The organism is Collinsella aerofaciens (genome assembly GCF_039062315.1).
Classification (GTDB): Bacteria; Actinomycetota; Coriobacteriia; order Coriobacteriales; family Coriobacteriaceae; genus Collinsella; species Collinsella aerofaciens_BG.
This window is the reverse complement of sequence record NZ_JBCJBG010000015.1, coordinates 1-12593: the sequence shown is the minus strand read 5'-3', so window position 1 is coordinate 12593 and position 12593 is coordinate 1. Positions and strand designations below refer to the sequence as shown.

Annotated in this window: 10 protein-coding genes; 9 read left to right on the top strand and 1 reads right to left on the bottom strand. The window is 62.6% G+C overall.

Annotated features, from left to right (window positions below; genetic code table 11):
• Positions 1-27 precede the first annotated feature (27 nt).
• Complete coding sequence (locus ABCP74_RS07665; RefSeq protein ID WP_343001441.1) at positions 28-600, bottom strand: hypothetical protein; 573 nt, start codon at positions 598-600, stop codon at positions 28-30.
• 367 nt (positions 601-967) lie between these two features.
• Between ABCP74_RS07665 and ABCP74_RS07660 the strand changes: the two genes are divergently transcribed.
• The 9 genes from ABCP74_RS07660 to rpoD all read left to right on the top strand — a co-directional run bounded on the left by ABCP74_RS07660 (position 968) and on the right by rpoD (position 12500).
• Positions 968-1462: a ribosome maturation factor RimP gene (locus ABCP74_RS07660; RefSeq protein WP_118267782.1), complete on the top strand. Its 495-nt coding sequence runs from the start codon at positions 968-970 to the stop codon at positions 1460-1462.
• 1 nt (position 1463) lies between these two features.
• Complete coding sequence (nusA, locus tag ABCP74_RS07655) at positions 1464-2711, top strand: transcription termination factor NusA (protein ID WP_006234042.1); 1248 nt, start codon at positions 1464-1466, stop codon at positions 2709-2711.
• A 91-nt stretch (positions 2712-2802) separates the two neighbouring features.
• A complete protein-coding gene (infB, locus tag ABCP74_RS07650; RefSeq protein WP_343001440.1) occupies positions 2803-5517 on the top strand; it encodes a translation initiation factor IF-2 in 2715 nt (904 codons plus the stop codon).
• A gap of 11 nt (positions 5518-5528) precedes the next feature.
• The gene (gene rbfA, locus ABCP74_RS07645; protein WP_343001438.1) at positions 5529-5939 is read left to right on the top strand and encodes a 30S ribosome-binding factor RbfA; all 411 of its coding nucleotides are present in this window, start codon (positions 5529-5531) and stop codon (positions 5937-5939) included.
• Positions 5932-6975 carry a DHH family phosphoesterase gene (locus ABCP74_RS07640; RefSeq protein ID WP_271737824.1) on the top strand — a complete coding sequence of 348 codons (1044 nt, stop codon included), beginning with the start codon at positions 5932-5934 and terminating at the stop codon, positions 6973-6975. Before rbfA ends, ABCP74_RS07640 begins: the two co-directional genes overlap by 8 nt.
• A gap of 15 nt (positions 6976-6990) precedes the next feature.
• Positions 6991-7923 (top strand): tRNA pseudouridine(55) synthase TruB, encoded by a 933-nt coding sequence (truB, locus tag ABCP74_RS07635; RefSeq protein WP_343001437.1) that lies wholly within the window; start codon positions 6991-6993, stop codon positions 7921-7923.
• Positions 7920-8927 (top strand): riboflavin biosynthesis protein RibF, encoded by a 1008-nt coding sequence (ribF, locus tag ABCP74_RS07630; RefSeq protein WP_343001436.1) that lies wholly within the window; start codon positions 7920-7922, stop codon positions 8925-8927. Before truB ends, ribF begins: the two co-directional genes overlap by 4 nt.
• On the top strand, positions 8920-11049 hold the full coding sequence (dnaG, locus tag ABCP74_RS07625) for a DNA primase (protein ID WP_343001435.1): 2130 nt from the start codon (positions 8920-8922) through the stop codon (positions 11047-11049). The genes ribF and dnaG overlap by 8 nt, the downstream gene beginning before the upstream one ends.
• Before the next feature lie 110 nt (positions 11050-11159).
• Positions 11160-12500 carry an RNA polymerase sigma factor RpoD gene (rpoD, locus tag ABCP74_RS07620; protein WP_343011728.1) on the top strand — a complete coding sequence of 447 codons (1341 nt, stop codon included), beginning with the start codon at positions 11160-11162 and terminating at the stop codon, positions 12498-12500.
• The last annotated feature ends 93 nt before the right edge of the window (positions 12501-12593 follow it).

Sequence of the window (12593 nt, the reverse complement as noted above, 5' to 3'; positions counted from 1 at the left end):
TGCTTAGTCAGTGCGTCGCAACGTCTTCTATGGGATGTGTACCAGGTCCCTAAAGTAAACGTTGCCCGTTGCCTCTTCGAACATCCAAATGTTGAGGTAGATGTCGTTGAGGTCGTTGTTCACATCAAAGTCCGGATCGTCGAAGGTGCCCACAAAGGTGAGCATGGCGCGCGTTTCCTCTCCAGCGGCGACCGGTTGGCGCATGCGTACGTCGCGGACCACGCCGTTGACGTAGGCATATGAGTCCACATCGCCAAACATCATGTCGACACCGGTGTTGTTGGTCACCGTAAAGACGAGCGCGGCGTCCCCGTAGCCGTCGGTGTCCTTGCCCACGCAGGTAACATGGACGTTCTCGTCTACCTCAAGGTCGATGGGGAACTGTTCTTGAGGGTCGGGACCCAGGCCCTGGGGATCGACGATGTCTTCGTTTATTTTGTCGAAGCTCTCCGATGGTGCCGTTTTCTCGATGGCTTTGGTGCTGCCAGGGTTCGGTTCGCATGTTCCGGTTTTGCCATTCGCGTTGCCGCAGCCCAAGAGGGCCAGCGAGCACGTTGCGATGGCGAGCGCAGTCATGCAGAGGGTGCCTAGGCGTTTCATGGGTGCCTCCTTGCCGTAGAGGATTTGGAAAGGTTCGTCGTTGCGCGACTTGCTGGCTGGCTTGTTGCAGAATGCCCTTAGCTAAGTCTGGTCGATAGGGGCTCGGGAAGGAATGCCCTTGGGGTTCGAACGGGCCTGTGGATTGGGACGCATGGCCCGTTCTTGGACCATCGGGCGCTTGCCTCATGGAGTCTTTAGTCCAATTGTCCTATTCTTGTGGAGAAGCTGTGCGCACGCTGACCTGCAGGTTCGTACTGTGCTTGCACGTTTCCGCAGCTATTGGTATAGTTTGCTTGCAAATGAAGTTGTAATTGAAAGAAGTGGGGTTTCGGCCCCGCTTCTTTTTTGTATGGATGGAGGTGCCGCAATGGTCAAGACCAAGACCGAGCAGGCGATCATCGACGCGCTCGAGGCCGTCGCCCCCCAGCACGATGTCGACATCGTCGACGTCGAGCTCGTGGGTGCCACCAAGGCCCCCTGCGTGCGCGTGCGTATCGAGGGTGCCGAGGGTCAGAGCCTGTCGCTCAACGACGTCACGGCCAACACCAAGTGGGTCGGCGATGTAATTGAGGAGCTCGACCCCATCTCTTCGAGCTATACGCTCGAGGTGTCGAGCCCGGGTATGGCGCGCCCGCTGCGCCGCCCGAGTGACTTTGCCCGCTTTGTGGGCGAAAACTGTGAGCTCACCTCCACCGCCACCGAGGGCCGTCGCAAGTACGCCGGCAAGATTGCCGCCGCTACCGAGACGAACGTGACCCTCGAGCTCGAGGACGGCGAGTCTGTTACCCTCGATTTTTCTGATGTTAAAAAGTGCAAGTTGAAGCCCACCTACGACTTCAAGCCCGCGAAGGAAGGAAAGTAAGATGGCAGCATCCGACATGATGTCCGCCCTGATGGAGCTTTGCCAGGAGAAGCACATCGACCAGCTCTACCTGATCGACCGCCTGGAGCAGTCGCTCGCCAAGAGCTATGCCGAGATCCTGCACCTTGAGTGGGGCGCCAAGGTGACCATCGACCGCACCACCGGCAAGATCTACGTCTACCGCCTGGAGCCGATCGACGATTCCATGGACGAGGAGGGCAACTTCACCGAGTTCGAGGAGATCGACGTCACCCCCAAGAACACGAGCCGCATCGCCGCCCAGCACGCCAAGGCAGAGATCAACGCCATCGTGCGTAACTCCGCCCGCGAGCAGATCTACGAGGAGTTCTCCGGCCGCATCGGTGACCTCATCAGCGGCACCGTGCTGCAGTCCACGCCCGACTTCACGATCGTCAAGATCCGCGAGGGCGTCGAGGCCGAGCTGCCGCACTTCGATCAGCGTCGTTACGAGAACGAGCGCAATGAGCGTCCGATGGGCGAGCGCTACCTGCACAATCAGCACATCAAGGCCGTGATCATCGACGTTCGCGACCCCAACTCCAACCTGCAGCCGGTTCGTGGCGAGCACAGCCGTCCGCCGATTGTCATCTCCCGTACCCACCCCGAGCTCATGCGTCGTCTGTTTGAGCAGGAGGTGCCCGAGATCTATGAAGGCACCGTCCAGATCAAGTCGATCGCGCGCGAGCCCGGCCAGCGCTCCAAGGTCGCCGTCCACTCGCTCGACGACCGTCTGGATCCCGTGGGCGCCTGCGTCGGCCCCAAGGGCAGCCGTGTTCGCGCTGTCGTGGGCGAGCTCCGTGGCGAGCGCGTCGACGTCATCCTGTGGGATGCCGATCCTGCCGTCTACGTCGCCAACGCCCTGTCGCCCGCTAAGGTCACCCGCGTCCTCATCGACGAGGAGAAGGCCTACGCCGGCGTCATCGTGCCCGACGACCAGCTGTCCCTCGCCATCGGCAAGGAGGGCCAGAACGCCCGCCTCGCCGCGCGCCTGACCGGCTGGCACATCGACATCAAGTCCGAGACGCTTGCCGCCGATATCCTCAAGAACGTTCCCGTTCACGAGGAGCCCGCCGCCGACCTGATCGGTGACGAGGAGGACGAGGACGTCCGCCGCTGCGAGTACGTGTCCGAGGACGGCATCCAGTGCCGCAACCAGGCTCGTCCCGGCTCCCGTTTCTGCGGTGTCCACGACACCGACGCCTTCGATGATGCGGAGGACCTGATCTAGCGCGCGGTCGCGCCGGGTGGGTCCCGGCGCGTCTCCCACGCTCGTTCAGTCTCTAGGCACCCAAGGTGCCAGAAAGGGTAGGTGAAGTCATATGGCAAAAGTCCGTGTGTCCACCCTGGCCAAAGAGTTCGGCATGACCTCCAAGGAACTGATGGGTCATCTCGCCGAAATGAAGATTCCCGCTAAGTCCGCTTCCTCCACCCTGGAGGACGCCTACGTCGCTATGGTCCGCAAGCAGCTCGCCTCGGTGATCGAGGCCCGCGCCCAGGAAGTCGAGGCCGCCAAGCAGGCCGAGGAGCAGGCAGCCGCCGCCGAGGAGGCAGCACGCGCTGCCGAGGCCGAGCGCGAGCGCATCGCCGCCGAGAAGGCACGCGAGGAGGAGCGCCGCCAGTTCGCCGCGGCCCAGGCTGCCGAGGAGGCCGCCCGCGCCGAGGCCGAGGCCAAGAAGAAGGCCGAGCAGGAGCGCCTTGCCCGCGAGAAGGAGGAGGCTGCCCGCGAGGCTCAGCGCCGCGCCGTTCCCGCTTCCGACTCCGGTTCGCGCTTCCGTTCGCTGCTCGACCAGATCGCCGCACAGGAGACCGTGCTCAAGGAGAAGAAGGACGCCGAGGAGAAGGCCAAGGCCGAGCGCGCTGCCGAGCGCGGCAACCGTCGTGGCGGCAACAACGACCGTCGCGGTGGCCGTCGTAACGATCGCAACGCCTCCGACAGCAACTCCGAGCGCAACGCCTCCGAGAGCCGTCCACACAGCCATCGCACCAATGCCATCAACAACGTTGCTGCCGGCATGGACTTCCCCAACCCCGACAAGCAGGGCAAGGGCAAGAAGCGCAAGGGCGGTCACAACAACGAAGAGGACCACTACAGCCGCATGGCTCGCGAGGCCGAGGAGTACAGTCGCGAGAAGGTGCTCGAGGAGGCTCGTGCCGCCGTCGAGGAGGCCTCTCGCGAGTCCACCGGTCGCCGCAAAAAGCGTAAGGAGAAGCGCGAGCGCGAGGCCGCAAAGGCTCAGGAAGAGCGCAAGATTGAGGAGGCGCTGGCCCAGGGCGTGAACCCCGAGGACCTCGACGCCATCAAGGTCTCCCAGGGCGTTACCGTCCAGGAGCTCGCCGAGGCGCTCGACGTTCCGGCCAACGACATCATCAAGCGCCTGTTCCTGCTGGGTACGCCGCTTACCATGACGCAGTCCATGTCCGACGACCTCGTCGAGCTCGTTGCCGACGACCTGGGTCGCCAGATCAAGATCATCACCCCCGAGGAGGAGAACACCTTCTCGTTCTACGACGATCCCGCCGACCTTAAGCCGCGTGCCCCGGTCGTCACCGTCATGGGTCACGTCGACCACGGCAAGACGAGCCTGCTCGACGCCATCCGTCACACCGGCGTCGCTGCCGGCGAGGCGGGCGGCATTACCCAGGCCATCGGCGCTTCGCAGGTCATGATCAACGACCGCAAGATCACCTTCATCGATACCCCTGGTCACGCCACCTTTACGGCCATGCGTGCCCGCGGCGCCAAGGTGACCGATATCGTCATCCTGATCGTGGCTGCCGACGACGGCGTCATGCCCCAGACCATCGAGTCGATCAACCACGCCAAGGCCGCCGGCGTTCCCATCGTCGTCGCCGTCAACAAGATCGATAAGCCGGGTGCCAACCCTGACCGCGTGCGCCAGGAGCTCACCGAGTACGGCATCATCCCCGAGGAGTGGGGCGGACAGAACATGTTCGTCAACATCTCGGCCAAGCAGAAGATCGGTATCGACGACCTTCTGGAGACCGTGCTGCTCCAGGCCGACGTGCTCGAGCTCAAGGCCAACCCCGATACGTTCGCTTCGGGCAACGTCCTCGAGGCTAAGCTCGATAAGGGCCGCGGCTCGGTTGCCACCGTGCTCGTGACCCGCGGCACCCTGCGCGTGGGCGACACGCTGGTCGCCGGCCTCACCTATGGCCGCGTCCGCGCCATGCTCGACCCCAAGGGCAACGCCGTCACCGAGGCCGGTCCTTCCGACGCCGTCGAGATCCTGGGCCTGCAGTCCGTCCCCAACGCCGGCGATGAGTTCCGCGTGTTCGAGGACGAGCGCGAGGCACGTGCGCTGGCCGACGAGCGTTCGCTCAAGGCCCGTATCGAGGAGCAGAGCCGCGTGAAGCACGTGACGCTCGAGAACCTCTTCGAGACCATCGCCGACGCCGAGGTCAAGGAGCTCAACCTGATCATCAAGGCCGACGTCCAGGGCTCCATCGAGGCCCTTCAGGACTCCCTCGACAAGATGGATCAGTCCGAGGTGCGCATCAACACGATCCACTCCGCCGTTGGTGCCATCAACGAGACCGACGTGGTCCTGGCCGACGCCTCCAACGCCATCATCATCGGCTTTGGCGTTCGTCCCGACGGCAAGGCCCGCTCCGCCGCCGAGCGCGAGGGCGTCGAGATCCGTTGCTACGACGTCATCTACAAGTGCCTCGAGGAGCTCGACGCTGCCCGTATCGGCATGCTCAAGCCCACCGAGGTTGAGGTCTCCACGGGTACTGCGACCGTCCTGGACACCTTCAAGGTGCCCAAAGTCGGCATCGCCGCCGGTGTCCGCGTCGAAGAGGGCGAGATCGCCGCGACCGATTCCGTGCGCCTGGTGCGCGACGGCATCGTGGTCTTCAATGGCAAGATCGCCTCGATGCGCCACTACAAGGATGAGGCCAAGAGCCTCAAGAGCGGCTCCGAGGGCGGTATTGGCCTGGAGAACTTCCAGGACATCAAGCCTGGCGACACCATTGAGGGCTACCGCATCGACCAGGTTGCCCGTACCGAGTAGGGGGTAGCGCTATGAAGCAAACGCAGGCAACCCGCCGTCTGGGCGAGCAGCTTCGCGAGAAGCTCGGTTATATCCTGCTCTTTGAGGTTTCCGATCCGCGTCTCGACCTGGTCACCTTGACCGCGGTCGAGGTCGCGGTGGACCGCTCGTTCGCGCGCGTGTACGTGTCGTGCGACACGAGCCGCTACGACGAGGTCATGGAGGCGCTCGCCAGCGCCAAGGGCCGCATCCGTAGCCTGTTGGCCCGCTCGCTCGATTGGCGTGTTACGCCCGAGCTCGATTTTCGCATCGATCGCTCGACCGATGAGGCCGAGCGCATCACGCGCGCGCTGGAAAACGTTCCCGCCACGCTTGCGATCGAAAAGGACGAGGACGGCTATCCCATAGCGGATGCCGCCCAGGAGGCAGCTTTAGATGAGTAATTCCGCCGACCTCGCATCGTGCGAGTCTGCAGATATTCAGCGACGCATCCTCGAGCTCATCGAGGGTGCGTCCTCCATTGCGATTTCGGGACATACGTCTCCCGATGGCGACGCCCTGGGCTCCGTGCTGGGTCTGGGCTTGTCGCTTATGAAGTTTTTCCCCAACAAGGACATTGCCCTGCTGCTTGCAGACGATGACCCGGTTCCGCGCATTTACCGCTTTATGGAGGGTGCCGACCGTCTGGTGCCGGCATCTGCGTATACCGGCAATCCGGACCTGTTCATCTCAGTGGACGTGCCGGTCGTCGAGCGTCTGAACAACTCAGCCGAGGTGCTCCGCCGCTCGTCGCATGTCGTGTGTTTCGATCACCATCCGGCGCGCGAGGAATTTGCCGAGCTGAGCCTGAGGTGCGTCGGCGCCGCGGCCTGCGCCATGATTATCGACCGCTTTTTGGACAATTGCGGCATTGTGGCTCGCGATGGTGTCGCGACCTGCCTGCTGTGCGGCCTGGTGACCGATACCGGTCGTTTTCAGTACCAAAACGCCGATGCCGCTGCGTTCCATGCCGCCTCGCGCCTGGTCGCGCACGGTGCCGATCCGGCGCGCGTCGCGCTCGAGGTCTACCAGAGCATGCGCGTAGAGTTCTTGCATCTCAAGTCCATCGTTATGGGTCGTATCAAGACCGTGGCGCACGGTCGCGTGGCATATAGCTATGCGTACCAGAGCGACCTCGAGGCTTGCGGCGTCACTTCGGATGAGTGCGACGGCCTGGTCGATGTGGTGCGTTCGGTGATGGGCGTTGAGGTCTGTCTGTTCCTAAAGGGCATCGACGGCGATACCAAGGTGCGCGGCAACCTGCGCTCCAAAGGTGACCTCGATGTGTCCGAGATCGCTGCCAACTTTGGCGGTGGCGGGCATCATGCCGCCGCCGGCTTTTCCAACAACGGAACGATTCGCGAGACGCTCGCCGTGGCACTTCCCATGCTGGCCGAGCTGGTAGGGGAGGATCCCGCTTCGGTGACCGTCGAGCTCTAACATTTTGGATGGTACATGGCTCGTCGTACGCCTTCTCAATTGAATATGCTGCTCGCCGTCGATAAGCCGGTGGGCTGTACGTCCCACGACGTGGTATCGCAGTGCCGACGCGCCCTCCATGAGCGACGCGTCGGCCATGCCGGTACGCTCGACCCCATGGCCTCGGGTGTCATGGTGGTGGGCGTGGGCCAGGCGACCCGTCTGCTGGGCATGCTAACACTCGATACCAAAAGTTATGTCGCCGACATTTCGTTTGGCGTCGAGACCAATACCGATGACGCGGAGGGCGAGGCCGTTCGCACGGTGCCCGTTGCCCCCGAGCTGCACGATCTCGCTTACGCTCGTGAGCAGCTGGCCGCTATGCTTGGCCCGCAGTTGCAGGTGCCGCCAGCTTTTTCGGCCATCTCGGTCAATGGCGTTCGCGCCTATAAGAGTGCTCGCGAGGGCAATGCGGTAGACTTGCCTCCGCGCCCCGTCGAGGTCTATGCCGCCGACCTGATCGCCGCGAGCGGCGAGGGCGAAACGTGCGTCTGGACCGTGGCCTTTTCGGTAAGCAAAGGCACCTACATTCGTGCGCTCGCTCGCGATCTGGGTCGCGCCTGCGATAGTGCTGCGCATATTTCCGCGCTGCGCCGTACGGCCTCCGGCGTGGTTTCCATTGGCGCCTGTCATGCGGTAGAGGAGCTCTCTGCCGAGACCGCTGCCGGTTTCGCTCTGGATCCCATCGCCGCCCTAGGTGCCACGCGAGTCGATTTGCCGGGTAATCTTGCAGACGACCTGCTTTGTGGCCGCCGCATTCCCGTTGAACGCGCGCTTGCGGACTTCGATACGGCGAAGGCGCCGTTCGCGCTCGTACTCGATGGAGGATTGAAGGCGCTTGCTCGTATCGAGGGCGGCCGCTTTGTGATGGAGCACGTCTTTCCGCAGGCGATCGGCGGTGTTCGATGATGCTGACGCCCCACGAGCTCGCGCGTATCTTTTTCGCGGGTGAGTTGGATGAGGCCCGTATCGTTTCTGCCGATGCTTTTGATGGGTGCGAGTTCTTGGGTGCCGCGTCGATCGCTATTGGCGTGTTTGATGGCGTGCATCGTGGGCACCAAGAGCTGATCGAAGCGGTTATTCGCGATGCACATGATCGCGGCAGCAAAGCGGTCGTGATCACCTTCGATCCTGATCCGGACGTCGTGGTGAGTCCGTCGCCCGCCCAAAAATTGATGACGACGGCCGACCGCCTGCATGCCCTGGCTCAAACCGGGGTCGATGCGGTGGTGGCCGTTCCCTTTACGCCCGCCGTGGCGGCACTCGACCATGTCGGGTTTCTGGCGCTGTTGTCGCGCGTTGTCGATATTCGCTCCATTCGTGTAGGCAGCGACTTTAGGCTCGGCTGCGGCGGCGCTTCGGGCGTTGCCGAGATGCGCGCCTGGGGCACTGAGCGTGGGGTTGACGTTTACGGTCACGACCTGCTCTGCGTTAACGGGCAGACCGTCTGCGCCACGCGCGTCCGCCATGAGCTGGGCCAGGGTCATGTGGAGCTGGCTGCCGAGCTTCTCGGCCGTCCCTATATGCTGCGCGGCGTTGTGGCGGCTGGCCGTCACGAGGGCTCCGACATGGGCTTTCCCACGGCAAACATCCAGGTGCCCGACGGCATCCAAGTGCCTGCCGATGGCGTCTATGAGGGCCTGGTGCTGGTCGACGATACCGTATGGCCTGCTGCCGTTAACGTCGGCCTGCCGCCGACCTATGCCGATGATGCCGCCTCGGCGCATCTCGAGGCCAACTTGATCGGCTATGCGGGCGACCTGTATGGCGCTTCCGTGTCGCTGGCGTTTACGCGCTGGCTGCGTCCGTCTCGCGTGTTCGATTCCCTGGACGAGCTTATCGCGACCGTCGAGGGTAATATCGACGATATCCGTCATAACTTGGGTGAGCAGGGGGTGAGTATCCGTGATTAGCGATGAGGAAAAAGATCAGGTACGCGCGGCGTCAGACTTGGTTGCCATCGTGCAGGAAACGGTTGAGCTCAAGCCCCGCGGCCATGAGTTTTGGGGCTGCTGCCCGTTTCATGGCGAAAAGACCCCATCGTTTCACATTATCCCTGCTACGCAGGTGTGGCATTGCTTTGGCTGCGGCGAGGGCGGCGACGTCTTTACCTATATCATGAAGCGCGAGAACCTGAGTTTTCCCGAGTCGATCCGTTATTTGGCTGATCGTGCGGGCATTGAACTGCACGATACCGGTGCGCAGCGCGATCGCGGCACCAAGCGTGCCCGCATCTATGACCTGTGCGCCGAGACGGCTCAGTTCTACCACACCATGCTTATGCGCGGTAAGGACAGCCGTCCGCGCGAGTACTTTGCCAGCCGTGGCATGGGTGGAGACGTCTGTCGCCGCTACTGCCTGGGCTTTGCGCCGGGTCGCAACGCACTGGTTTCGCATCTGTCTCAAGCGGGCTTTACCCCGCAGGAGATGATTGACGCCAACGTGGCCGTGAGCCGTGGGCGCGGACAGCTTGCCGACCGTTTTTACGACCGTGTGATGTTTCCCATCTTTGATGAGCAGGGTCACAATATCGCCTTTGGCGGGCGCATCATGGGCGATGGTCAGCCTAAGTACCTCAACACCGCCGAGACGAGCGTGTTTCATAAAAAGCGAAACCTCTACGGCTTTAACTGGGCCAAGGAGTTTATCGTTGCGCAGGATACCGCCATCGTGGTGGAGGGGTATACCGACTGCATCGCCTGCTGGGAGGCGGGGATTAAAAACGTTGTCGCCACGCTGGGCACCGCGCTCACGGAGCATCACGTCAAGACGCTCACCCGTTTTGCCAAGCGCATTGTATATATGTTCGATGGCGACGCCGCCGGTCAAAAGGCCGCTCGCCGCGCGATTCAGTTTATCGAGCAGGATTCGATGGACCTGCGCTGCGTGGTGCTGCCCGACGGCAACGACCCCATGGAGTTCATCACGGCGCATGGCGGCGAGGCGCTGCAGGCGCGCATCGATGCCGCCGAGCCCCTCATGGACTTTGTGTACCGCTCGCTTCAGGAGTCGAGCGACATTACCACGCCGGGCGGTCGCGCCAAAGCGCTCGAGGATGCGTTGACGCTCATCTATCCGCTGCGCGACAGCTATATGATCGACACGTACTTTATCCAGATTGCCGATCTGTTGGGTTTGGACCTGGAGACCGTGCGCGCGAGCTCGGGCCGTGTGTTTCGCGATGTCGCCAAGCGTGAGGATGCCGAGCGCCGGCGTGAGCAGAACTACGAGCGTCAACGCGCGCAAGGTGAGCGCGCGGGCAGCTCGCAGGGACGAAGCTCGGGCGGCGGTGTGGCTGGTGCGCGCAGTGCCGGTCGCGGTGCCTGGGCCGCGGGTGCGACGCCGCCGGTGTCCGCACCGGTCGAGGAGGACCCGTACGACTACGTTCCGCTTGATGCCTATGGGGCCGCGCCGGTGGAGGCCGACGAGGATCTGCCGCCAATCGATGTGCCGGCGGGGATGGAAAGCGCGGCGCCCGTTGCCGATGGTTCAAGCGCGGCGGCAGCTCCGTCGATGCCGATCGTTTTGACCGATCTGGAGCGGAAATCCCTGGCGGGGGAGCGCGAGCTGCTGACGATGCTCACGAGCTACCCCGATCTGTTCCGCACCTATGCCGATCGCATTTGTTCTATCGAGTGGGTCGACCCGCGTCACGAGTCCATTGCGTGGGCCGTGCTGGCGACGCCGTCGGGCACCGATCCTGCTGCCTGCATGGATGCGGCGCGCGCGGTGTGTCCCGAGGCGGCGTCGCTTGTCAGCGCCGGGCGCATCTCGGCGACGAGCAAGCACCCGACCGAGACGAACATCGTCTTTATGCTCGATACGCTCGAGCTCTTCACCATCAAACGTCGCATGCGAGCCGCGCAGGCCAAGTTGCGTCAGGACCGTTCACTCGACGATGAGGCCCGTCGCGTGCTGACGATGCAGGCGGTGCAAGATTCACAGCGCCAGCGCGAGCTCCAAAAGTCGATCGGTGGCGTGGCCGACCCGTTCCGTTTGATCGGTTTGGAGACCGCAGGTGCCGATCAGGCCTAGATGTTGTGGTCAACCAGCGTATTCTCGCCTATGTCCTGTCTTTATTTTGGGTATAGAGGTCTACGTGTGTGCTAAAGTATTGAGTCCTGTGGACTACGAAGGGAGAATCTGTGCCAAAAAAGACTGAGAGCACGGGTACTGGGCTGGAATCCTACGTTGCAAAGCTCATGGGCAACGGCTCAAACAGGACTTCGGTAACCGAGGACGAGATTCAGGTCGCCCTGAAGGATATCGATGTCTCTGATGAGCAGCTCAACGCGGTGTATTCCGGGCTGCGCAACAGCGGCATCCAGATTATCTCCGCGAGCGGAAACGACGACGCCCCGATGGGCGTCGACGATGACGATAACGATACCGACGATTTCGATGATGACGAGCACGATTCCGGCTCGCTTGACGATCACGAGCTTAAGATGGCCCGCCAGGCCGATGCCGAGATGGGCTCTTCCAAGAGCAAGAAGAAGCGCACCGTGCGCACGTCCCGTTCGCGTTCGCGCGTGCGCGGCATCGATGCCTCCACGGTGATGCTGACCGGCGACCCGGTTCGTATGTACCTCAAGGAGATCGGTAAGGTCGACCTGCTGACCGCATCTGAAGAGGTCGATCTGGCCATGAAGATCGAGGCCGGTCTCGAGGCTACCGAGAAGCTCGAGGCTGCCGATGCAGGCGAGATTGAACTCACGCGCTCCGAGATGCGTCGACTTACGCGTATTGAGAATGTTGGTCTTGAGGCCAAGCAGGCGCTCATCAGCGCAAACCTGCGTCTGGTCGTCTCCATCGCCAAGCGCTATGTCGGCCGTGGCATGCTGTTCCTGGATCTGATCCAGGAGGGCAACCTCGGTCTGATCCGCGCCGTCGAGAAGTTCGACTACCAGAAGGGCTTTAAGTTCTCCACGTACGCCACGTGGTGGATCCGTCAGGCCATTACGCGCGCTATTGCCGACCAGGCCCGTACCATTCGTATTCCCGTGCACATGGTTGAGACCATCAACAAGCTCGTACGCGTGCAGCGCCAGCTCCTCCAGGACCTGGGTCGCGACCCGACCCCTGAGGAGATCGGTGCTGAGATGGACATGAGCGCCGACCGCGTCCGCGAGATCCAGAAGATTTCGCAGGAGCCTGTGTCGCTCGAGACCCCGATCGGTGAGGAAGAGGATTCCCAGCTGGGCGACTTCATCGAGGACTCCCAGGCTATCGTTCCGCCCGATGCCGCCAGCTTCTCCATGCTGCAGGAGCAGCTCACCCAGGTGCTCGATTCGCTTGCCGATCGTGAGCGCAAGGTTATCGAGCTGCGCTTTGGTCTCGTTGACGGACATCCCCGCACGCTCGAGGAAGTCGGTCGCGAGTTTGGCGTCACGCGCGAGCGTATCCGCCAGATCGAGTCCAAGACCCTGGCCAAGCTCCGTCACCCGAGCCGCAGCAGCAAGCTCAAAGACTACATTGAGTCTTAACCTCGCAAGCAAGAAGCGCCCTCAAGCACATCCGCTTGGGGGCGCTTTCATGTAGTCGTTGGGGACGTTCTTGAATGACTAGTCGTTTAAGAA

Coding starts and splice junctions, on each gene's coding strand:
- infB (WP_343001440.1), top strand. CDS start 2,803: ATGGCAAAAGTCCGTGTGTCCACCCTGGCCAAAGAGTTCGGCATGACC.
- ABCP74_RS07640 (WP_271737824.1), top strand. CDS start 5,932: ATGAGTAATTCCGCCGACCTCGCATCGTGCGAGTCTGCAGATATTCAG.
- ABCP74_RS07665 (WP_343001441.1), bottom strand. CDS start 600: ATGAAACGCCTAGGCACCCTCTGCATGACTGCGCTCGCCATCGCAACG.
- ABCP74_RS07660 (WP_118267782.1), top strand. CDS start 968: ATGGTCAAGACCAAGACCGAGCAGGCGATCATCGACGCGCTCGAGGCC.
- rbfA (WP_343001438.1), top strand. CDS start 5,529: ATGAAGCAAACGCAGGCAACCCGCCGTCTGGGCGAGCAGCTTCGCGAG.
- truB (WP_343001437.1), top strand. CDS start 6,991: ATGGCTCGTCGTACGCCTTCTCAATTGAATATGCTGCTCGCCGTCGAT.
- nusA (WP_006234042.1), top strand. CDS start 1,464: ATGGCAGCATCCGACATGATGTCCGCCCTGATGGAGCTTTGCCAGGAG.
- ribF (WP_343001436.1), top strand. CDS start 7,920: ATGATGCTGACGCCCCACGAGCTCGCGCGTATCTTTTTCGCGGGTGAG.